General features: G+C 68.8%; 16 protein-coding genes. 8 read left to right on the forward strand and 8 right to left on the reverse strand.

The annotated features are described in order from the left end of the window. Positions 1 to 29 precede the first annotated feature (29 nt). The 5 genes from Q0C12_RS01485 to Q0C12_RS01505 form a co-directional block, all read right to left on the reverse strand. Positions 30 to 941 carry a hypothetical protein gene (locus Q0C12_RS01485; RefSeq protein WP_290885190.1) on the reverse strand — a complete coding sequence of 304 codons (912 nt, stop codon included), beginning with the start codon at positions 939 to 941 and terminating at the stop codon, positions 30 to 32. Positions 942 to 1,007: 66 nt separating this feature from the next. Next, positions 1,008 to 2,171, reverse strand: a complete 1,164-nt coding sequence (locus Q0C12_RS01490) for a DegT/DnrJ/EryC1/StrS family aminotransferase (protein WP_290885193.1) — start codon at positions 2,169 to 2,171, stop codon at positions 1,008 to 1,010. After that, positions 2,168 to 4,048 (reverse strand): hypothetical protein, encoded by a 1,881-nt coding sequence (locus Q0C12_RS01495; protein WP_290885196.1) that lies wholly within the window; start codon positions 4,046 to 4,048, stop codon positions 2,168 to 2,170. The genes Q0C12_RS01490 and Q0C12_RS01495 overlap by 4 nt, the downstream gene beginning before the upstream one ends. Before the next feature lie 84 nt (positions 4,049 to 4,132). Then, complete coding sequence (locus Q0C12_RS01500) at positions 4,133 to 4,540, reverse strand: pilin (protein ID WP_290885199.1); 408 nt, start codon at positions 4,538 to 4,540, stop codon at positions 4,133 to 4,135. Positions 4,541 to 4,651: 111 nt separating this feature from the next. Beyond that, a complete protein-coding gene (locus tag Q0C12_RS01505; protein WP_290885202.1) occupies positions 4,652 to 5,077 on the reverse strand; it encodes a pilin in 426 nt (141 codons plus the stop codon). 342 nt (positions 5,078 to 5,419) lie between these two features. Between Q0C12_RS01505 and Q0C12_RS01510 the strand changes: the two genes are divergently transcribed. Beyond that, positions 5,420 to 8,389, forward strand: a complete 2,970-nt coding sequence (locus Q0C12_RS01510; RefSeq protein ID WP_290885205.1) for a spermine synthase — start codon at positions 5,420 to 5,422, stop codon at positions 8,387 to 8,389. A gap of 48 nt (positions 8,390 to 8,437) precedes the next feature. On the opposite strand, the gene Q0C12_RS01515 is transcribed toward Q0C12_RS01510, so the two are convergent. Further along, entirely contained in the window at positions 8,438 to 9,817 is a 1,380-nt protein-coding gene (locus Q0C12_RS01515; protein WP_290885208.1) for a sigma-54 dependent transcriptional regulator, read from the reverse strand. Between the two features lie 53 nt (positions 9,818 to 9,870). Continuing rightward, positions 9,871 to 11,508 (reverse strand): HAMP domain-containing sensor histidine kinase, encoded by a 1,638-nt coding sequence (locus Q0C12_RS01520; RefSeq protein WP_290885211.1) that lies wholly within the window; start codon positions 11,506 to 11,508, stop codon positions 9,871 to 9,873. A 131-nt stretch (positions 11,509 to 11,639) separates the two neighbouring features. On the opposite strand from Q0C12_RS01520, the gene sucC reads away from it, so the two are divergent. The 4 genes from sucC (at position 11,640) to Q0C12_RS01540 (ending at position 17,319) form a co-directional block, all read left to right on the forward strand. Beyond that, positions 11,640 to 12,800, forward strand: a complete 1,161-nt coding sequence (sucC, locus tag Q0C12_RS01525; RefSeq protein WP_290885214.1) for an ADP-forming succinate--CoA ligase subunit beta — start codon at positions 11,640 to 11,642, stop codon at positions 12,798 to 12,800. Between the two features lie 19 nt (positions 12,801 to 12,819). After that, positions 12,820 to 13,695, forward strand: a complete 876-nt coding sequence (gene sucD, locus Q0C12_RS01530; RefSeq protein ID WP_290885217.1) for a succinate--CoA ligase subunit alpha — start codon at positions 12,820 to 12,822, stop codon at positions 13,693 to 13,695. 70 nt (positions 13,696 to 13,765) lie between these two features. After that, entirely contained in the window at positions 13,766 to 15,694 is a 1,929-nt protein-coding gene (locus tag Q0C12_RS01535; RefSeq protein WP_290885220.1) for an acyltransferase family protein, read from the forward strand. After that, a complete protein-coding gene (locus Q0C12_RS01540) occupies positions 15,691 to 17,319 on the forward strand; it encodes an NAD+ synthase (RefSeq protein WP_290885223.1) in 1,629 nt (542 codons plus the stop codon). Before Q0C12_RS01535 ends, Q0C12_RS01540 begins: the two co-directional genes overlap by 4 nt. Positions 17,320 to 17,514: 195 nt before the next feature. On the opposite strand, the gene Q0C12_RS01545 is transcribed toward Q0C12_RS01540, so the two are convergent. Then, positions 17,515 to 18,333: an outer membrane protein assembly factor BamD gene (locus Q0C12_RS01545; protein WP_290885226.1), complete on the reverse strand. Its 819-nt coding sequence runs from the start codon at positions 18,331 to 18,333 to the stop codon at positions 17,515 to 17,517. A gap of 131 nt (positions 18,334 to 18,464) precedes the next feature. Between Q0C12_RS01545 and rluD the strand changes: the two genes are divergently transcribed. The 3 genes from rluD (at position 18,465) to Q0C12_RS01560 (ending at position 21,270) form a co-directional block, all read left to right on the forward strand. Next, positions 18,465 to 19,475, forward strand: a complete 1,011-nt coding sequence (gene rluD / locus Q0C12_RS01550) for a 23S rRNA pseudouridine(1911/1915/1917) synthase RluD (protein WP_290885229.1) — start codon at positions 18,465 to 18,467, stop codon at positions 19,473 to 19,475. Continuing rightward, on the forward strand, positions 19,472 to 20,227 hold the full coding sequence (gene pgeF, locus Q0C12_RS01555) for a peptidoglycan editing factor PgeF (protein WP_290885233.1): 756 nt from the start codon (positions 19,472 to 19,474) through the stop codon (positions 20,225 to 20,227). Before rluD ends, pgeF begins: the two co-directional genes overlap by 4 nt. Before the next feature lie 86 nt (positions 20,228 to 20,313). Then, the gene (locus tag Q0C12_RS01560; protein WP_290885236.1) at positions 20,314 to 21,270 is read left to right on the forward strand and encodes a tetratricopeptide repeat protein; all 957 of its coding nucleotides are present in this window, start codon (positions 20,314 to 20,316) and stop codon (positions 21,268 to 21,270) included. Positions 21,271 to 21,324: the final 54 nt, after the last annotated feature.

The raw sequence follows: 21,324 nt of genomic DNA on the forward strand, positions 1-21,324 counted from the left end.
GCCCACGCATGGCCAGCAAACGGGCGCATTCACCCGTGCCTCGCGCCGGGCTTCCCGCCGAGCCGCGACACCAGCAGGGCGATTGGAATCAGCGCCAGTTCGCCCAAGGTCATCACGATCCGCAGTGCGGCCGCCAGCACCAGCAGCAATCCCTCCGGGTAAGCACTCAAGCCGCCCAGCGAGACGAACAACGCTTCCCGCACGATCATGCCGGCGGGAACGGCGATGGCCACGATGCCGAGCAGCGATGCCGCGGCGTACCAGGTTCCCAACAGCAGCAGGTCCGGCATTGCCAGCCATCCGTCGGCCGCCACGAGCCACATCGCGTAGAACGCAATCCACTCCAGGCAGAGCAGGGCGGTGCCACGCCAGGGAATCGGCGCGATCGGCGTGCGCGCCAGGTCCTGGGTGCCGAACCGGCCGCGGCTGGCCTTCATGGCCAGGGTCACGATCGATTGTTCCAGCACCGGGCGCCGGTGCAGCGCTTCCACGACCAGAAGCGTCAGCGGCAGGCCCAGCAGCAGCCAGGCCTGCCCTGTCAGGTGTGCCGCGAGGATCGAGCCGATGATCCCCACCGCCATCAGGTTGGTGACCAGCATCTGGAGGAGGTTGGCCAGCATCACCTGCTGCGGCGTGAACAGGCTGGAGAGCTTGTTGGCCTGGTGCACGAGGCCCCACACCTTGCCCGGCAGGTAGCGCACGACCTGTGCCTGGGCATAGGCCGGAACCACGGCCTCCAGGTGTTCGTGCCGGCCAGAGATGCGACTGAGCAGCGTCCGGTGGTAGATCGCCTTGAGATAGCACATCACCAGGGCCAGTGCCGTCGCCGCGAGGAAGCCAGCGACGGAGATGCGGGCCAGCGCGGCCTGCATCTCGTCGACTTCGTCGCGAAGGGTGTAGGCGAGGTAGCCCAGGGCGATCACCAACAGGATCGTCCCCACCCATCGACGCCAGGCCGGCCTTGCGGTGTCCCGCGATATCCCGGGTTGGGTCATGGCAGCGCCGCGTCAGTCCCGGCGCTTGACCAGGGACTGCACGCCACGAACGACGCGGTCCAGGTCGGACTCGGAGAGCTTCGGCGAAAGCGGAAGGCTGACGGTGCTGCGGCCGATGGCCATCGCGCGTGGCCACTGCTCAGGACGCCAGCCGAACCGTTCCTGGTAATACCTGTGCTCGGGAATGGATTGGTAGTGAACTCCCGTGCCGATTCCCAAGGAGTTCATGCCGTCCAGGAAGCCGTCGCGTGACAGCCCGGCTTCGCGTGGATCGACGAGGATGGTGAACAGGTGCAGGGCGTGGCGCGTATCCGGCTCGAAAGCCGCGGGCAGCCCGACCGCGAGGCCACCGAGGCGGTCCATGTAGCAGGCCCACGCGGCCTCGCGCTTCTTCCACGCCGCCTCCACGCGCGCCAGTTGGTGGATGCCGATCGCCGCCTGCATGTCCATCATGTTGTACTTGAAGCCGCACTCCACCACCTGGTAGTGCTTGTAGCCTTCGTCGCTGAAGCGGTGCCAGGCGTCCTGGCTCATGCCGTGCAGCGCGAGCATGCGCGCGCGGGCCGACTTCGCGGGGTCGCGCGACAGCACCATGCCGCCTTCGCCCGTCACCACGTTCTTGGTGACATAGAAGCTGAAGCAGCCGAAGTCGCCGAAAGTGCCTGCCTTCCGGCCGCGGTACTCGGTTTCGATGGCATGCGCGCAGTCCTCGATGACCATGAGGTCGTGCTTGCGCGCGATCGCCATGATCCGATCCATGTTGCAGGGACGGCCGGCGAAGTGGACGGGTAGGATGGCCCGGGTTCGCGGGGTGATGGCGGCCTCGATGGCGTCCGGGTCGATGTTCTGGGTGTCGGCCTCCACGTCGGCCAGCACCGGCGTCAGGCCGGCATGCAGGATGGCGTTGACCGTGGCGCAGAAGGTCAGCGGCGTGGTGATGACTTCCGAGCCGGGCTCGAGTCCGGCGGCCACCATGCTCACGTGCATCGCGGCGGTGCAGGAGTTCACGCCGGCCACCTGGTTCGGCGCGACGCCCTTGTAGGCGGCGAAATCGGCCTCGAAGCGCTTCACGCGCGGGCCCGTGCCCAGCCAGCCCGAACGGAGGCAGGCCTCCACCTCCGCAATCTCTTCCTCTTGGATGTCGGGTGCCGCGAACACCAGGAAATTCGGATTCATTCGGTCGTCTCGTTCTCGGGCGCGGTGTCGGCCAGGCCCAGCAGTTGGTTGTGGCGCGCACGCGCCTCCACGGCGCCGGCGATCGTCGTGCGGCCGTCCATCACCAGTCCGCCGAGTATGCGGGCGGCGTAGTCCGTAGTCATGGCCGGGTGGTCCAGGGCGCCCTCGAACAGCCGGACGGCCAGGGCCTCGTCACCCAGATAGGTCATGGCATGGTTGGCGAACAGGACATGCGCGCCCGGGCTGAGCGGGTTTCTGTCGATCAGGGCCAGGTAGGCTTCGGCGAGGCGCCGGTCGTCGAGCTCGATGCCCTCGAAGCGCTGCTGGACCAGCCCGGTCACGGCCATGATTTCCTGCGGGCTGATCGGCCGGGTGCGGATCTTCTCCACCAGGCTGTCCCACCAGGCCTCGTCCAAGGCGATGCCGGTGGTGGCGGCCATGAGGATCAGGCCCTGCTCGGGCAGGGGCGAGGAGTGGGGCAAGGCGGCTCCGCGCTCGAATTCCATCATGCCGAAGGAGAAGAAGGGGGAGCCCGGATTGCTGTCCGACATCGCGACATAAAGGGTGGCCAGGTCGCTGCTGGCCCGCGGCGACTCCGGGTTGCGCGCCACCATGTCCGTGGCCAGCAGCAGGGGATTGCCCCAGGTGGCCGCCCGCAGGACGCAAAGAATGCCGAAGCCCAGCACCAGCGCGCCCGTGGCGAGACGCGCCAGCTTTTCGTCCGCGGCCTTGGGCAGCAGGGTCGTCAGCCCCAGCAGGGCCAGCAGCACGCCCAGCAGCGCGAAGTAGTTTCGGTGCTCGAACACCAGCTCAAGGTTGATGACATTGCTGGTCAGCAGGTGGCTGGCGAAGAACCAGAGGATGCCGAGGCTGGCCAGCGGTGCGCGCCGACGCAGGCCGAAGGCGGCGCCGAGCAATCCCAGCAGCAGGATCCCGCCGGCCAACGTGGTGGCCGGGTCCAGCAGGCCCCGCGAGACCGGGTAGTTGTCGTAGTAGAAAAGCAGGCTGTCCGGCAGCGGCAGCAGCATCTGGCCCAGGTACAGGGGCAGCACGCGCAGCTGGGTAAGCAGTCGCTCGGCCAGCGTGAAGTCGCGGAGCGCGTAGGCTTCGGGCGCCAGCTGGGCGGGCAGCACGACCGCGAGGAAGACCACGAGGCCGGCCAGCGTCGCGGCGACGTAGGCGCCGATCAGAAGGCGGCGGCTGCCGGCAGATTGCGCACGGAACCCGAGCAACGTGAGTTCGAGCACCAGTGCGAAGGCGGGAAACAGCACGGCCGTTTCCTTGCCCAGCAGTCCGATGGCCGCCAGCACGCCGGAACCGACCAGCCAAGCCCAACCCTGGCTGCCCTGCTGCTGCAGCTGGCGACCCCGCAGGTAGGCCAGCAGGGCCAGCAGCACGAACAGGGTGGCCAGCATTTCCATGCGCTGCACCACGTAAAGCACGGTGGACACCTGCAGCGGATGAATGGCCCAGAGCGTGGCGATGGCCGGGGCGACCCAGGTCGGCCAGGGGCTGCCCGCGCCCGGCAGCGCCAGCAGGCGTCGCACCAGCGCCAGGACCAGCAGGCTGTTGATGCAGTGAATGGTCAGGCTGTGGACCTTGAACACCCAGGCATCTTTTCCGCCGATGGCGAAGTCCAGGGCGAAGCCGAGCGTGGCCAGCGGTCGGCCGTACATCCCGGGGGCATAGGCCTGTGCAGCGCGCTTGAAGGACTCGAAGTCCCAGCTCTCCAGCTGCAGTCGGGTATTGGTGACGATGTTGGGGAAGTCGTCGAACAGGAAGCCGCCCTGGAGGCCCGGGAAGTAGGCCAGTACGCAGGCGAACAGAACGAGCAGCGCAGGGACGATGCCGCTGCGGGGGATTTCGGGGGAGGTCACGGGGTCAGCTTCCGGTTCGCACCAGGCGGATGTCCGCCATCGTCGTGCATAACGGCTGGCGGCGCCAGCCCGGGGAAGCCGGGATCAGCTGCAGCCTTCGGGCTTGTGCCTGTCGGCGGCGACGTTGGTCACGCAGCTCCACTCGCCGCTGCTGTTGCGCTCGATGCGCACTACCTTGCCACTTACATTCGGGTTGCCCACCAACACGCACTGGATGAACCCAAGCGCTGGCGTAAAGTTCATGCTGATGTCGCTGCAGCGCGGCGTCTGCCGTCGAAGACCGATGTCATTCAACGTGAATGTGGTTGCCCCGCGCGCAACGACCTCGGTCTCGAAGGCCGCTTTGGCGCCGGTGATATCCGTCAGCCCGGTGGTGACTTGGGTACGCGTCACGTAGTCCTGGTAGGCCGGGATCGCGATGGCCGCCAGGATGGCGATGATCGCCACGACGATCATCAACTCGATCAGGGTGAACCCACGTTCGTGCTTCATGTTGCACCTGTCCGGCTGGGGCCGTTAGAGGGTTGCAGCGGGCGGAGCTGAATCGGTAGGTCAGTTGGAAGGGGCGGCGATGCCGCCCCTTCCGGTTCCGCGGTGTAACAGTTAGATGCAGCCGGTCGGCAGGTACTTGGCGTCCAGACCACCGGTGATGGTGCAGTCCCAGGCGCCCGACTGGGTGCGGGTCAGCTTGACGAACTTGCCGGCGACCTTCGGGTTGCCCGCCAGCTCGCACTGGATCTGCTGGCCGCTGGTGGCCGCCACGGTGCCGTTGGTGATGGTGGTGGTGCAGCGGGCGGTCTTGCCCTGCAGGCCGATGTCGGCCAGCACGACCGCCGCGGTCGGGGTGCCGCGCTGGATGCGCTCTTCGAACGCCGTCACGCCGCCACGGATGTCGGCCAGGCCGGTGGTGACCTGCGAGCGGGCGATGTAGTCCTGGTAAGCCGGCAGAGCAATGGCGGCCAGGATGGCGATGATCGCGACCACGATCATCAGTTCGATCAGGGTGAAGCCTTTCTGGATGTTCTTCATTTGTGTAACCCCTAGGGTAGATTGTGATTGTCACGTGCCAAAGCCGGTATTGCCGTCCTTGGGTAGCCGTGCGGTTGCACGTGCCATGACACTGATGCATCAACTGTGCCAGCCTCTAGAAGGCCGACACAGGCCGGAGTATAGGCTTGTAGTCGAACGTGAACGCAAGCTTTCCGAGGACAGGTCAATAGCTGACGCAATGGGTCAGTTTGTGACGCCAACCGTGTTTCATCGGCGGCTGGACGGCCCCGCCCCGGGCTGGGCTATCCTCCCGACCTTGCAGGCCGTTTCAGACGGGGAGAGTCGATGAATACTTTGGGGAGGGGCCTGGAACGGTCCCTGATGGGCTTGTTCGTGGCGTCCGGCTTTGCCGGGTTGATCTACCAGGCCATCTGGTCGCACTACCTCGGCCTGAGCCTGGGCCACGCCGCCTACGCCCAAACCCTCGTGCTCGCGATCTTCATGGGCGGCATGGCGCTAGGCGCTTGGCTGGTCAGCCGCTTCGGCACCGGCTGGCGCCGTCTGATCCTCGCCTACGCCATCGTCGAGATCGTGATCGGCGTGGCGGGCTTGCTGTTCCATCCGTTTTTCGTGGCCTACACCGATTTCTCGCAGGGCACGATTTACCCGGGCCTGAGTTCGCCCGGCTCCGTGAGTGCCTGGCAGTGGGGCACCGCGGCCCTGCTGATCGCGCCGCAGAGCGTGCTGCTGGGCATGACCTTCCCGCTCATGAGCGGCGGTTACCTGCGCGTGGCGCCGCGCGAGGACGGCGAGATCCTCGGCGGCCTGTACTTCACCAACAGCATCGGCGCCGCGGCGGGTGCGCTGGCGGCCACCTTCCTGCTGCTGCCCTGGGTAGGCATGCCGGGGGCGATCCTCATTGCCGGTGCCGTGAACCTGGGCGTGGGCGTGCTCGCGTGGATGGTGTCGCGCCGGGCGGACGCCCAGCCTGCGCCCAAGGTCGCGGCCGTCACCGTGGCCGAAACCCCGCCGGCCAATCGCGGCTTCTACCGCATGATGCTGGCGGCCGCGTGCATCACGGGCGCCAGTTCCTTCGTCTATGAGATCGGCTGGGTGCGCCTGCTGAACCAGGCCCTGGGCACCACGGTCCATTCCTTTGAGCTGATGCTGTCGGCGTTCATCCTGGGCCTGGCCTTCGGTGGCCTGTGGATCCGCAAGCGCAGCTCGCGCATTGGTGACCCCGTGGCCTATGCCGGCTATGCCCAGGTGTTCATGGGCATCGCGGCCCTGATCTCCATCCCCATCTTCAGCCAGAGCTTCCGTTGGGTGGGCGCCATGGTGGAGGCCCTGCCCAAGACCGACGCCGGCTACACGATGTTCACCCTGGGAAGCGGCGGCATCGCCCTGCTGGTGATGTTCCCGGCGGCCTTTTTCGCCGGCATGACCCTTCCGCTGTTCACCATGGCCCTGCTGCGCCGCCAGTGCGGCGAGGCCAGCATCGGGCGCGTGTATGCGGCCAACACCCTTGGCGCCATCATCGGCGTGATGCTGGCGGTGCATGTGCTGATCCCGACGCTGGGCCTGCGCCTGGCGGTCACGGTGGGCGCGGTGGCCGACATCGTCCTGGGCGTGGTGCTGCTGCGGATGTACAGCGCCAACGTGTCGCGCAAGGGCTACGGGCTGGCCGTGGCGGCCAGCGTGGTGGTGATCGCGGGCAGCCTGGTGGGCGGCCAGCTGGATCCGCGCTCGCTGGCGTCGGGCGTGTTCCGGCATGGGCAGGCCAGCATCAGTGAAGGCGCGAAGATCTATTACTTCCGCGACGGCAAGACCGCCACCATCGCCGTGATGGGCCACAATTCGATCGCTTCGATCGCCACGAATGGCAAGTCCGACGCTTCCCTGCAGATGATCGATGCCCTGCCGCCTTCGCCCGACGAGGTGACGATGCTGATGGCCGGTTCGTTGCCGCTGGTCATCCATCCCGACCCCAAGGACATCGCCATCATTGGCTGGGGCTCGGGGCTGACCACCCATACCTTGCTCGGCAGTCCGGTGCCGCGCCTGGTCGAGACCATCGAGATCGAGCGGGCCATGTACGACGGGGCCCGGCTGTTCGGTGACCGGGTGGCCCGCGCCTACGAAGATCCCCGGTCGGTGATCCACATCGACGACGCGCGAACCTATTTCTCGACGGGCAAGAAGTCCTACGACGTCATCGTCTCCGAACCGTCGAACCCCTGGGTGAGCGGCGTCAGCTCCCTGTTCACGCAGCAATTCTATGCCTTCCTGCGCGGGCACCTGAACGAGGGCGGCATCCTGATCCAGTGGCTGCAGTCCTACGAGCTCGACGACCAGCTCCTGGCGACGATGCTGGCGGCGCTGCGCGAGGAATTCCCGCACATCGACGTTTACATCACCAACTCGGCCGACCTGCTGTTCGTTTCCAGCCAGCAGCCGCTGCCCCCGCTGGATGCCTCGCGCATCGGCGACGGGCCCTTGGCGCGCGAGTTGGCGCGCGTTGGCCTGGCCGGCAAGTACGACTACCAGGCGCGCCGCATCGGTTCGCAGGACCTGCTCAGCGCCGTGGCACTGCTCAATGGCGCCGTGCCGCATTCGGACTTCTACCCGGTGTTGTCCCTGGAGGGTCCGAAGGCACGCTTCGTCAACGCCAGTGCCTGGGGTCTGAATTCGCTGCTGGTGATGGGCATGCCGGTGCTTGAGATGACGGACGGTCGCGAGCCCGTGCCTGCCGCGGGCTCGGTGGTGTACGACCCGGAAAGCCATGGCGCGCAGTTGCAGTGGACTGCGCTGGGTATTCGCACCTCCATGACCGAAGGCGACGATGTCGTGCTCGAGGCCGTCGAGAAAGACATGGTCACGTGGGTCGAACGTGCGCGCAGCCTGTCCGAGCCCGGGCAGATGGATGTGCAGAAGTGGCTGGAGGCCGTTGGCGTGTTGGCGGAGGCATCCGTTTCACGACTGCCTCCCTCCGACCTGCAGGGCCTTTGGATTGCCCCGTCCTGGATCGATGCCGCGGCGCAGCCGGCCCAGGTCGCGACGGTCTTGGCGGCCTATGAAGCCGTGGCCAGCCGCGACGCCGCCCAGATGCAGCAGCGGGGCATCGAGGCCCTGGACGCGCTCGACGCCAACGCGCCGCAGCGCGTCCGGGAGCACATGCTGATGGCCGCGATGCTGGGAGCCTGTGCCACCGGCGGCCCCGATGCGCTTCGCGCGGTTGAGCGCGAACACGGTTCGAAGGTGCGGCCCGTCGACAGCTACGGTTTTGCGCGGTCCTTCTTGCTGGCCTGGGTCGATCTTCCGGACAGCACCTGCAAGGCCCCCGCCTACTGACGAACACCCACCCGCGCGGCCATGCCGCGCGGGTGGAGGCCCGGGACCTCACTCCATCCCCAACTTCTTCAGCTTGTACCGCAACGCCCGGAACGTGATGCCAAGGTGCATCGCCGTCTTGGTCTTGTTGTAGCGGTTGGCTTCCAGCGCCTTCTGGATCGTCTCGCGCTCCATTTGCTCGATGGCGTCCGGCAGCGGCGTGCCGTCCGGACCAAAGGCGGTGGGCGAGGGCGGGGCGGCGGTGCGCAGCGGCGCGTCGGCTTCCTGGCCGATCAGGCTGTCCACCTGGGGCAGGTAGAGGTCCGCCACTTCAATGCGGTGGCCTTCGCACAGGGCGACGGCGCGTTCGAGGATGTTCTCGAGCTCGCGCACGTTGCCGGGGAAGGGGTAGGCTGCCAGTGCGGCCTCGGCTTCCTCGGAAAGGCCCGGCAGGGCTTCGGGCTGTTCGCCGGCCAGGCGCTTGAGGATGGCGGCGGAGATCACGCCGATGTCCTCGCGGCGCTGGCGCAGCGGCGGCACCGCCAGTTCGATCACGTTGATGCGGTAGTAGAGGTCCTGGCGGAACTTGCCGTCCTCGACCAGGCGCGCCAGGTTCTTGTGGGTGGCCGAGAGGATGCGTACGTCGACCGGCATTTCCGCCGGTGCGCCGACCGGACGCACGCACTTCTCCTGGATCACGCGCAGCAGCTTCACCTGCATGTGCAGCGGCAGTTCGGCCACTTCGTCCAGGAACAGGGTGCCGCCATTGGCGGCCTGGAACAGGCCTTCCTTGTCGGCGTGGGCGCCGGTGAAACTGCCCTTCTTGTGGCCGAACAGTTCGCTCTCCATCAGCTCGGACGGGATCGCGCCGCAGTTCACCGGCACGAAGTTGCCACCCGCGCGTGAACCCTGTTCGTGGATCAGCCGCGCCACCAGCTCCTTGCCCACGCCCGATTCACCGCTGATGTACACCGGCGCCTGGCTGCGCGCGACGCGGCCGATGGTCTGCCGCAGCTGCTGCATGCGCGGCGAATCGCCGATCAGGCGGTTGCTGGCGGGCGTGGCGGTGCGGCGCTGTTCGTTGAGGTCGAGCGCGTGCTGCACCAGCCGGCGCAGCACCGAGAGGTCCACCGGCTTGGTGACGAAATCGAAGGCGCCGGCCTTCAGCGCCTGCACCGCGGCCTCGACGTTGCCGAAGGCGGTGATCATCGCCACCGGCGTGTCCGGATAACGCTGGGCGATGTGCTCGATCAGGTCCTGGCCCGAACCGTCCGGCAGGCGCATGTCGGTCAGGCACAGGTCGTAGTTGGCCTGGGCCAGCTGGGCGCGCGCGCTCGACAGGTCGGCCGCCGTGTCCACCCGCAGGCCCATCCGGCCCAGGGTCAGGACCAGCAACTCCCGGATGTCGCGTTCATCATCGACCACGAGGGCGCTGCGGGGGGTCGTCATCACTTACCGATCGGGGGACGGGAACACCTACACATTAGCTGAAGGCGTGGGTCTCAGGCCAGATTGAGCCGGCCCCTGGGACCGTCGTCCTGCATCAGGGTCATGCCCGGGGGCAGGATGACCCGGAAGCAGCTTCCGCCGCCCGGCACCGGCTGGTAGGTCAGCGTGCACTGGTTGGCCTCGCACAGCTGCTTGGCGATGTAGAGGCCCAGGCCGGTGCCGTGCTCACTGGTCGTATAGAACGGAGTGAAGATCTGTTCGGCCACCGCCGCCGGGATGCCCGGGCCCCGGTCCAGCACGTTCAGTTCGGGCGGCGCCCCGGGCGGCGCGCTGGGTACCGAGACCGTCACCTTGGCCGGCTCGCCCGGCATGCGGCCGTAGGTCAGGGCGTTCTGGACCAGGATGGTCAGCACCTGGTGCAGGTGCCGCGGGTCGGCCATGGCCAGGGTGCTGCGGTGGCTGACCGACTGCAGGATGTCGGTCTCGAGCGGGTGGCTGGCCCGGTACTCGTCCACGAAGCGGCGGGCGAACTGGCTGATGTCCAGGGTTTCCGGCTGCGAGCGCTCGCGGCGGGCCAGGCCCAGGATGTCCTGGACGATGCCGTTCATGCGCTGGCACTGGGTATGGATGATCTCCAGCAGGCGCCGGTCGGCGTCGGGCAGCACCGCGGTTTCCTCCAGCAGCTGCACCGAGTAGTTGATGGCCGCCAGCGGGTTGCGGATCTCGTGGGCGATGCTGGCCGACAGCCGGCCCAGCGTGGCCAGGGTCAGCTCCTCGGCGCGGTCGGAGTAGATGCGGCTGTCGTCCAGGAAGATAAGGAACAGGTTGTCGGTGAGGCTGAGCGATACGAAGCGGGGCAGTACCTCGGGCGCACCCTCGGCCAGGGTCATGGCCCGCGGGATTTCGCCCCGGCCCTGGCGCCACAGCAGCAGGGCGCGATGCAGGTCCTTGGCGATGTCGGCCAGCTGCTGGCGGTCGGGCGAGGGCTTGCCGAGCAGACCCCAGGCGGCCTCGTTGCAGACCTTTACCCGGTGCTCGCCGTCCACCACCAGGATGCCGGTGCGCATGCGCCGGATCACCAGCTCGTTGATCTCGGCCTGGTTGGCGAGCTCTTCGCCGCGCTTCTCGGCCAGGGCCTGGGACTCGGACACCTGGCGGCTGAGCAGTTCGCACAGCACGGCCGTCGCCAGGTAGGTCACGCTGAACATCACCGACTCCGCCAGCGGGCGGGCATTGAGCGGGTCGAAGGTGCGGTTGATCAGGCTGTCGGCCAGCACCAGCACGGCCGCCGCGGTGGCGAAACCCAGGCCTGCGCGCTGCGGCAGGATCAGCGCGCCGGCGCCGACGTTGAAAAGCATCAGCAGCGCGATCCCGCCCTGGCTGCCGCTGGTGGTGGCCAGTACGCCGGCGGCCACCAGCAGGTCCAGCCCCAGGCCCAGCGCCGCCTGCCGCCGTGGCGGCATCTGGCTTCGAAAGCTGGCGTAAACCATGACCAGCGCCGCGATGAAGTAACCCACCACCAGGGCCTGCAGGATCCCGGCCTGCCGGATCTCCAGCATCAGCGAGCCCAGCGGGCTGAAGGCCACCAGCGCAAGCAGCGCCGCTTCCAGCACCCGGTAAAGGGTGAAGAAATACAGCTCCCGGCGCTGCGGGGAGGTGGCGTGGGCGTTTCGACGGGTAGGGGGCGCCATGCCCGGATTATGCCTGTGAACCCGCCCGGCCCCGCCTGCGGGCCCGGGCGGCAGGCCTTTTGCCTTTGCCGGAGGGGTCGGCGACAATACCGCCCCTCGCTCGCGAGCCCTCCCCAAGCACAGGTAGCCGCATGAACTTCCACGAATACCAGGCCAAGCAACTGTTCGCCGACTACGGCATCGCCGTCCCGGCCGGTCGCGTCGCCCGTACCCCTGAAGAGGCCGTGGATGCGGCCAAGGCCATCGGCGGCGACTTCTGGGTGGTCAAGGCCCAGATCCATGCCGGCGGCCGCGGCAAGGCCGGCGGCGTCAAGCTGGCCAAGACCCTGGACCAGGTCCGCGAGTACGCCAAGGGCATGCTCGGCACCAAGATGGCCACCTACCAGACCGCGGGCATCGCCCTGCCGGTCGATTCGGTGCTGGTGACCCAGGCCACCGACATCGCCAAGGAACTCTACCTCTCGGTGCTGGTCGACCGCGGCACGCGCTCGATCACCTTCATCGCCTCGGCCGAGGGCGGCATGGAGATCGAGCAGGTCGCCGCCGAGAACCCGGACGCGATCAAGACCCTCAACGTCAACTTCGTCCAGGGCCTGCAGCCCTACCAGTGCCGCGAGATGGGCTTCGACCTCGGCCTCAACGCCAAGCAGGTCGGCCAGCTCAGCAAGATCATGATGGGCCTGTACAAGCTCTTCAACGAGAAGGACCTGGCCCTGGTCGAGCTCAACCCGCTCGCCATCCTCACCAACGGCGACCTGGCCGTGCTCGACGGCAAGATCAACTCCGACGACAACGCCACCTTCCGCCACCCGGAACTGGCCTCGATGCGCGACATCCGCCAGGAAGACGAGACCGAGGTGCTGGCCAGCCAGCACGACCTCAACTACGTCACCATGGACGGCAACATCGGCTGCATGGTCAACGGCGCCGGCCTGGCCATGGCCACCATGGACGTGATCTCGCTCAACGGCGGCTCGCCCGCCAACTTCCTCGACGTCGGCGGCGGCGCCACCAAGGAGCGCGTCACCGAGGCCTTCAAGCTCATCCTCTCGTCCGACAAGGTCAAGGCCATCTTCGTCAACATCTTCGGCGGCATCGTCCGTTGCGACATGATCGCCGAGGGCATCATCGCCGCGGTGAAGGAAGTGGACGTCAAGGTGCCGGTGATCGTGCGCCTCGAGGGCACCAACGTCGAGAAGGGCAAGGAGATCCTCAAGAACTCCGGCCTGGCCATCCAGGCCGCCAACGACATCAACGACGGCGCCAAGCTCGCCGTCGCCGCCGCCGCCTGAGCCAAGGACACGAATAAAAATGAGCGTTCTCGTCAACAAGAACACCAAGGTCATCGTCCAGGGCTTCACCGGCCAGCAGGGCACCTTCCACGCCGAGCAGATGCTCGACTACGGCACCAAGGTCGTCGGCGGCGTCACCCCGGGCAAGGGCGGCACCACCCACATCGGCCTGCCGGTGTTCAACACCGTGCGTGAAGCGGTCGAAGAGACCGGTGCCGACGCGTCGGTGATCTACGTGCCGCCGCCGTTCGCGGCCGACGCCATCCTGGAAGCGGCCGACGCCGGCATCCGGGTCATCGTCTGCATCACCGAGGGCATCCCGGTGCTGGACATGCTGCGCGTCAAGAACACCCTGATGGGCTACGACGACGTCGTGCTGATCGGCCCGAACTGCCCCGGCGTGATCACCCCGGGCGAGTGCAAGATCGGCATCATGCCGGGCCACATCCACAAGCCGGGCAAGATCGGCATCGTCTCGCGCTCGGGCACGCTGACCTATGAAGCCGTGAAGCAGACCACCGACGCCGGCCTCGGCCAGTCGACCTGCATCGGCATCGGCGGCGACCCGATCAACGGCACCAACTTCATCGACGCGCTCAAGCTCTTCCAGGAAGACCCGCAGACCGAGGGCATCATCATGGTCGGCGAGATCGGCGGCAGCGCCGAAGAGGAAGCGGCCGAGTTCATCGCCGAGTACGTGACCAAGCCGGTGGTCGGCTTCATCGCCGGCGCTTCGGCCCCGGCCGGCAAGCGCATGGGCCACGCGGGTGCGATCGCCTCCGGCGGCCAGGGCACCGCGGCCGGCAAGTTCGCCGCGCTCGAGAAGGCCGGCGTCACCACCGTGAAGTCGCCCGGCGACCTCGGTGCCGCGATCGCGGCCCGCCTGAAGGGCTGACGGCCTTGCGGCCGCGCACGGGGCTTCCCGGGCGCGGCCGTTTCCCCCGGCCCCTGCGCGCCCGGCGGGCATGACCACGCTGGCCTACCGCCCCGAGATCGATGGCCTGCGGGCCATCGCGGTCGCCGCAGTGGTCCTTTACCACGTCGAGCCTCTCTGGCTGCCCGGCGGCTTCGTTGGCGTCGACGTCTTCTTCGTCATTTCCGGCTACCTGATCACGCGGTTGCTGGCCGTTGAGTGGGATCGCGATCGCCGGATCGATTTCGCGGCGTTCTACGCCCGGCGCGTGCGCCGACTGCTGCCTGCGCTGCTCCTGGTCGTGGTGGCGGCGATGGCGATTGCGCTCTGGGTGCTTGGCCGCAGTCCGGTGCTGCTGCAGCAGACCGCTGACTCGGGCATCGCCTCGCTGCTTTTCTTCGCGAACATCCACTTCCAGGTCGTGACCGGCGGCTACTTCGATCCCGCCGCCGACAGCCAGCCGCTCCTGCATCTTTGGTCACTGGCGGTGGAGGAACAGTTCTACCTGGTGTATCCGCTGTTGCTCGCCCTGCTGATGCGTGGCGGCGTGCCGGCGGCGCGCCGTCGACTCCTGTTGCTGGCGCTGGGCTCACTCCTGCTGGCCGAGTACTGGGCCAACATCCGGCCGGAGCTTGCATTCTTCCAGATGCCGGCGCGGTTCTGGGAGTTGGCGGCGGGAGGCTGCGTCGCCTTGTCCGTGGCCGGTGCGGCGCCAGGCGTCGCTGCTCGTCTGGCCTTGCCGGTTGGCCTGGTCCTGGTGCTGCTGGCGTCCATTGCCACGCCGCAATGGGGTCCGTTTCCCGGCAAGTCGGCCTTGCCCGCCGTCGTGGGAAGCGTGCTCGTCCTGTGGGCACTGCACCGCGGCGTGGCCGGCGGGCCTTGGGCCTGGCTACTGCGGTCACGGCCGTTCGTAGGGCTGGGGCTGTTGTCGTACTCGCTCTATCTCTGGCACTGGCCGTTGCTGGTGATCGACAGCCAGTCGCGCATGGAAACGGCCACGGCCGCCTGGCGGCTCGGTATCGCGATGCTTGCCGTGGGATTGGCGGCGTTGACCTGGCGTTTCGTCGAACAACCCCTCCGCAAGGGCTTGTTGCGGCACCCGCTCCGCGTGATCGCCCTGGGCCTGGCCGCGACGGCGTTGAGTGCCGGGCTGCTCGCCGCGATGGCGCGGATCGACCGTGTCCCGCCGGATGCGGCGCGAATCGCGGCGGCTGCGCGCGAGGATGTGCCGGCCTACCGGCGTGACTGCCATTTCGATATCCACGATGCCATCACGGCACTCAAGCCCAGCCGTTGCCATTCGCAGCCGGGAGTCACGCCGCGTTTCGTGCTCTGGGGGGACTCGCATGCGATGGCGTGGCAACCGTTTGCCTGGCGAATCGCAGGCGATGCCGGCCTGTCGGCACAAGGCATCACCATGAATTCCTGTCCGCCCGCCATCGCGCCTGCGAAGGGCACGCCCTGCGAGACGCTCAACATGCTCGCGCTGGAAAGCCTGGCGCAGTCACCGCCCGGCGTACTGCTGCTGGCGCAGCGCTGGCCGTATGCAAGCAGCGATGCGGCGCCCGCGCTGCAGGTCCGCATGGCGAACCTCGAGGCGGTCCTGGCCATCGCGCCAGCGGCGGCGCAGGTGCTCGTTCTCGGGCCGCTGCCGCGACTGGACTGGCCGGGTCCGGATTGCATCACCCGTGGCTGGGAGGCGGATTGCGGGCCGACCCGGGCAGAGCATGAAGCCGCCTTCGCCGGCACCTGGTCGGCGCTGGAGGCCATGGCTCGACGCGATGCCCGGGTGACGCTGGTCGATCCCGCGCCTTTCTTCTGTGGCTCGGGGCGTTGCGAAGCCCGACGCGGGGACCTGGGCCTTTACTGGGATCGCGACCACATCACGGCCGGCGCGGCGGCCGCCTTCGCCGATGCCTATTCCGCCGACCCGGCGCGATACACTCGCCGCGTTTCCCCGCCTGCCGAAGAGTCGCCATGAGATCCCTCCGCATCGCCCTTGCCCAGTTCGACTTCCCCGTGGGTGCGGTGGCCTCGAACACGCAGCGGATCAAGGCGATGCTGGCCGAGGCGCGCGACGAGCACGGCGCCGACCTGGTGCTGTTCCCGGAGCTGGCGCTGTCGGGCTATCCGCCCGAGGACCTGTTGATGCGGCCGGCCTTCCTGGCCGCGTGCGAGCGGGCGATCCAGGACATCGCCGCCAGCTGCCGCGGCATCACGGCCGTGGTGGGCTGGCCGCAGACGGCCGGTTCGGTGGTTTACAACGCCGCCAGCGTGCTGCGCGACGGCCGCATCGACCTGACCTACCGCAAGCGCGAGCTGCCCAACTACGCGGTGTTCGACGAGCGCCGCTACTTTGCGGTGGACCCGGACGGCGAGGCCTGCTGCTTCGAGGTCAGGGGCGTGAAGGTCGGGCTGGTGGTGTGCGAGGACCTGTGGTTCGCCGAGCCGATGGCCGAAACCGCGGCGCTGGGCGCCGAGCTGGTGCTGGTGCCGAACGCCTCGCCCTTCGAGAGCGACAAGACCGCGCAGCGCGACGCGCTGCTGGCCCAGCGCGTGCAGGAGTCCGGCGCCGGGCTGGCCTACCTCAACCTGGTCGGTGGCCAGGACGAGCTGGTGTTCGACGGCGCCTCCGTGCTGGCCGACGGCGACGGTGGCGTGCACCCGGCCGCCCGCGCCTTCGGGGACCATTGGCTGGTGGCCGACTTCGACGCCGACAGCCGCCGCTTCACGCGCGTGCTGTGGCCGGAGGAGGAGGACGAGACCCGCGAATCGCTCGCTTACCGCGCCATCGTGCGCGGCATCCGCGACTACTGCGGCAAGAACGGCTTCGACCGCGTCTGGCTCGGGCTGTCCGGCGGCATCGATTCCGGGCTGGTGCTGGCGCTGGCGGTGGATGCGCTCGGCGCCCGCAACGTCGCCGCGGTGCGGCTGCCCTCGCGCTACACCTCGGGCCTGAGCAACGACCTGGCCGAGGAGCAGGCGCGGCTGCTGGGCGTGCGGCTGGAAACGGTCGCGATCGAAGCGCCGTTCAAGGGCTTCCTCGAGGCGCTGTCGCCGCTGTTCGACGGGCTCGAGCCGGGCATCGCCGAAGAGAACCTGCAGTCGCGCTGCCGGGGCGCACTGATGATGGCGCTGTCGAACAAGTTTGGCGGGCTGCTGCTCACCACCGGCAACAAGAGCGAGTACGCCGTCGGCTACGCCACCATCTACGGCGACATGTGCGGCGGCTTCGGGCCCATCAAGGACCTGTACAAGACCGAGGTGCAGGCGCTGTGCCGCTGGCGCAACGCGCGTTCGCCGGCGATCCCGGAGCAGGTGATCACGCGGCCGCCTTCGGCCGAGCTGCGCGAGAACCAGACCGACCAGGACTCGCTGCCGCCCTACGAGATGCTCGACGCCATCCTGTTCCGTCATGTCGACCAGGAGATGTCGCTGGGCGAGATCGTCGGCGAGGGCTTCGACCCCGCCACGGTCGAGCGCGTGCTGCGGCTGGTGCGCGCCAGCGAATGGAAGCGCCGCCAGTCGGCGCCGGGTCCGAAGCTGTCCAAGCGCGCCTTCGGCCGCGAGCGCCGCTACCCCATCACCTCGGGCTGGCGCGACTGAGAGATCAGGTCATCGTCGGAAGTACGGGTGGGTGCCTTGTCCGGCGCCGGCGCCACCGCGGAAGCGAAGGTCACTTCCTCCTCCGTGAAGCCTTTTATGTCGGAGGAAGTGACCCTCGCTTTCCCGGTGACGACGGCGCCATACCACTTCCACGCTTTCCCGGTGACGACGGCGCCCGTGCCACAGCGTACCCGCTTAGTCGAAGGGGTTGATGCGGCTGATGATGCCGGTGCCCTGCGGCCACTTGTCGCCCTGCGACAGGTAGGCATGGTTGGGGTGGTTGGCTTCCAGCACCTTGCGGGCGTCGGCGGCCAGGTCGTCCTGGCCGAGGGCGGCGTAGGACGCGGCCATCAGGGCCAGGGCGTCGCCATCGTGCTCGCTCTGCGGATAGGTCTGCAGCAGGTACTTGCCGCGGTTGGCGGCGGCCACGTAGGCGCCGCGGCGCAGGTAGTACTGGCCGACGCCCACTTCGTGGCGGGCCAGCAGGTTGCGCAGGAACACCATGCGCTGGCGCGCGTCCGGCGCGTAGCGGCTGTTCGGGTAGCGGCGCACCACGTCGGCGAAATCGTTCAGGCTCTGGGTCGGCGCGCCCAGGTCGCGGGTGGCCAGGTCCTGGCGGGTCAGGCGCAGCAGCGCGCTGGAGCTGCGGTCGAAGTTGATCAGCGCCTTGAGGTAATAGGCGTAATCGATGTGCGGGTGGGTCGGGTAGGTGCGGATGAAGCGGTTGATCGTGGAGGTGGCCTCCTCGGTCATCGCCAGCTTGTACTGCACGTACGCCAGTTCCAGCTGGGCCTGCTCGCTGTACTCGCCGAACGGGAAGCGCGCGACCAGGCGCTGGTAGTAGCGGCCGGCGCGGGCGTAGTTGCGGTTCTCGAGCGCCTCCTTGCCGGTGGCGTACATCTCTTCGACCGGCAGGATCTCGGTCTCGTTGCGCTTGTCGCCGAACCAGCCGCCGATGGTCGAACACCCCGCCAGGCCGGTGGCCAGCATCAGGATCATGAGGAAACGCGTCATTCCGTGCAGTCGGGTCATCAGGTTCGGCAGGTCAGGGCGCTGGAGGCAGCGAGTTCAGGGATAATACCGGAAAGCCCGCTGTCGCCTCCATGAATGCGGCCCCGGGCCCGCCCCGGCCCCACGAGACCCCCATGTCCCAGCCCAATCCGCCAGAAAACGACGACAACGAGCGTGAACTGCTCGAGTCCAGCATCCCCCTGGCCTCGGCGGGACGGCGCTTCGACCAGGTCCTGGCCGAGCTGTTCCCGGATTTCTCCCGCTCCCGCCTCACCGAATGGATCAAGGCCGGCGACGCCCTGCTGGACGGCCGCCTGGTCAAGCCCAAGGAGGCCGTACGCGGCGGCGAGCCGGTCACGCTCTCGGTCCGGATCGAGGTCGAGACCGGCGAGGCCCTGCCCGAGGACATCCCGCTCGAGATCCTCCACGAGGACGAGGACGTGCTGGTGGTCAACAAGCCGGCCGGCCTGGTCGTCCACCCCGGCGCCGGCAATCCGCGCGGCACCCTCGTCAACGCACTGCTGCACTTCGACCCCCGGCTGGCCGGCCTGCCGCGCGCCGGCATCGTCCATCGCCTCGACAAGGACACCTCGGGCCTGATGGTGGTCGCCCGCAACCTGCGGGCGCATACCTCGTTGGTTGAACAGCTCTCAGGCCGCGAGGTCCACCGCCAGTACCTGGCCGTGGTGCAGGGCACCATGGTCGCCGGCACCACCATCAACGCGCCCATCGGCCGCCATCCCACCGACCGGGTGCGCATGGCCGTGGCCAAGGAGGGCGCGCCGGGCCGCGACGCCATCACCCATTACCGGGTCCGCGAGAAGTTCCGCGCCCACACCCTGGTCGAATGCCGCCTGGAGACCGGGCGCACGCACCAGATCCGCGTGCACATGGCCCATGTCCGCCATCCGATCGTGGGCGATCCGCTCTACGGCGGGTCGTTCCGCCTGCCCAAGGCCGCCACCGAGGAACTGGTCGCTCGCCTGCAGGGCTTCAAGCGCCAGGCGCTCCATGCCGAGAAGCTCAGCTTCAGGCACCCGGCCAGTGGCGAGACGGTGACCGTGGAGTCGTCGATGCCCGAGGACATGCAGGGCCTGGTGCTGGACCTGCGCAACGACACCGCGGCCGCCAAGAAGGCGGGATGAGCGCCGCCGGCGCCTGGACCGAGGCCGGCTGGCCGGCGCCGCCCGGCGTCCGCGGCGGCACCAGCCTGCGCGGCGGCGAGGGCGTCTCGCCGCCGCCGTTCGACCGCCTGAATCTGGGGCTGCGCTGCGGCGACGATCCCGCGTACGCCCGCGCCAACCGCGAGCGCCTGGCCGGCTGGCTGGGCCTGCCGTCCGCGCCGCATTGGCTGGAGCAGGTGCATGGCACCACCGTGGTCCGGGTCGACGCGCCGCCGGCGGGTGGGCCCGAGCCGGTGGCTGATGCCGCAGTCACCTCCACGCCCGGCGTCGTGCTGGCCATCCTGACGGCCGACTGCCTGCCGGTGCTGCTGGCCGCCCGCGACGGAAGCGAGATCGGCGCGGCCCATGCCGGCTGGCGCGGCCTGGCCGCCGGCGTGCTCGAGGCGACCGTGCGCGCGATGCGGGCGCCGGCGGGCGACATCATCGCCTGGCTGGGACCCGCGGCCGGCCCCCGGGCCTACGAAATCGGCGGGGAAGTGCGCGAGGCCCTCCTGGCCCACGACCCGGCCGCGGCGGAGGCGTTCACCGCCACCCGTCCCGGCCACTGGCGCGTGGACTTGTACGCGTTGGCGCGCCAGCGGCTGGCCGCCGTCGGCGTGCACGAGGTGCACGGCGGCGGCGAGTGCACGATCAGCGATCCGGCGCGCTATTTCTCGCACCGCCGCGACGGCCGCAGCGGGCGGCTGGCGACGCTGGCCTGGCGCGAAGGCTGAACCGACGCCGATTTCCTGCCTTCCGGCAGGCTGACGCGGCGCGGCGCCCGTGTCATGTTCGCGCCACCCCCGCCCGAGACCACCGCATGCGCGCCACCGCCCTCGCCCTAGTCCTTTCCCTGTGCCTGCCGTCCGCCGCCCTCGCGGCCACCGTCGCCGAGGCCACGGCGTGGCTGGTGGCCAAGGATGCCCGCGCCGCGCCCGCCATCACTGCCTTGCTGAAGGCCCAGCCGCGCAGCGCCGACGTGCACGTGCTGCATGCGCGCCTGCTGCTGCAGCAGCGCGAGCCCGAGGATGCCATCGACGCCGCCGAACGCGCCGTTGGACTGGGGCCGGCCCACGCCCAGGCGCACTATTGGCTCGGCAACGCCCTGGGCCAGCGCATCGGCCAGGTCGGCATGCTTCGGCAGGCGGCGATGGCGCCGAAGCTGCGCGAGGCCTTCGAACGCGCGCTGGAACTGGACCCGGATATCCACGAGGCGCGCCTGAACCTGATCGAGTTCTACCTGCAGGCGCCCTCGTTCGCAGGTGGCAGCGTCGACGCCGCGAAGGCGCATGCGGCCCAGCTGGCCCGCCGCGATCCGCCCCGCGGCCACTACGCCGCCGGCCGCCTGGCCATGCATGCCAAGGACCTGCCGGCAGCGGCCAAGGCCTACGGTGCCGCCTACCGCGCGCGCCCGGACAGCGCCAATTTCCGGATGGCCGCGGGCACCACGTGGCAGGCCACCCAGCAGTGGGACGCCGCCTTCGCGCTCTACCAGGCCTGGACAAAGGAGGACCCCGCGGCTGCTGGTGCCCAGTACCAGCTGGGCCGCACCGCGGCGCTTTCCGGCCAGTTCCTGCCCGAGGGCGAGGCCGCGCTGCGCCGCTACCTGGCGCTGCCGCTGGCGCCGGGGCAACCGCCGCACCACAATGCGTGGTACCGGCTGGGGCAGGTGCAGGCCCACGCGGGCGACAAGGCCGCGGCGCGCGTGTCCTTCCAGAATGCGCTGAAGGGCGAACCGGGCAACGCCGAATTCAAGGCCGCGCTGTCCGCGCTCTGAACCGTCCGGCCGCACTTCGCTTGAAAGCCCGGCGCCGGGGCGCCATTTGCTTGG

Origin of the sequence: Arenimonas sp. (genome assembly GCF_022842045.1) — a bacterium.
Lineage (GTDB): Bacteria > Pseudomonadota > Gammaproteobacteria > Xanthomonadales > Xanthomonadaceae > Arenimonas.

What these genes read in the sequence shown, in the direction of transcription:
- Q0C12_RS01490 (WP_290885193.1), bottom strand. Translation starts at nt 2,171, where the DNA reads ATGAATCCGAATTTCCTGGTGTTCGCGGCACCCGACATCCAAGAGGAA.
- Q0C12_RS01500 (WP_290885199.1), bottom strand. Translation starts at nt 4,540, where the DNA reads ATGAAGCACGAACGTGGGTTCACCCTGATCGAGTTGATGATCGTCGTG.
- Q0C12_RS01505 (WP_290885202.1), bottom strand. Translation starts at nt 5,077, where the DNA reads ATGAAGAACATCCAGAAAGGCTTCACCCTGATCGAACTGATGATCGTG.
- Q0C12_RS01510 (WP_290885205.1), top strand. Translation starts at nt 5,420, where the DNA reads ATGGGCTTGTTCGTGGCGTCCGGCTTTGCCGGGTTGATCTACCAGGCC.
- Q0C12_RS01515 (WP_290885208.1), bottom strand. Translation starts at nt 9,817, where the DNA reads ATGACGACCCCCCGCAGCGCCCTCGTGGTCGATGATGAACGCGACATC.
- Q0C12_RS01520 (WP_290885211.1), bottom strand. Translation starts at nt 11,508, where the DNA reads ATGGCGCCCCCTACCCGTCGAAACGCCCACGCCACCTCCCCGCAGCGC.
- sucC (WP_290885214.1), top strand. Translation starts at nt 11,640, where the DNA reads ATGAACTTCCACGAATACCAGGCCAAGCAACTGTTCGCCGACTACGGC.
- sucD (WP_290885217.1), top strand. Translation starts at nt 12,820, where the DNA reads ATGAGCGTTCTCGTCAACAAGAACACCAAGGTCATCGTCCAGGGCTTC.
- Q0C12_RS01535 (WP_290885220.1), top strand. Translation starts at nt 13,766, where the DNA reads ATGACCACGCTGGCCTACCGCCCCGAGATCGATGGCCTGCGGGCCATC.
- Q0C12_RS01540 (WP_290885223.1), top strand. Translation starts at nt 15,691, where the DNA reads ATGAGATCCCTCCGCATCGCCCTTGCCCAGTTCGACTTCCCCGTGGGT.
- Q0C12_RS01545 (WP_290885226.1), bottom strand. Translation starts at nt 18,333, where the DNA reads ATGACGCGTTTCCTCATGATCCTGATGCTGGCCACCGGCCTGGCGGGG.
- rluD (WP_290885229.1), top strand. Translation starts at nt 18,465, where the DNA reads ATGTCCCAGCCCAATCCGCCAGAAAACGACGACAACGAGCGTGAACTG.
- pgeF (WP_290885233.1), top strand. Translation starts at nt 19,472, where the DNA reads ATGAGCGCCGCCGGCGCCTGGACCGAGGCCGGCTGGCCGGCGCCGCCC.
- Q0C12_RS01560 (WP_290885236.1), top strand. Translation starts at nt 20,314, where the DNA reads ATGCGCGCCACCGCCCTCGCCCTAGTCCTTTCCCTGTGCCTGCCGTCC.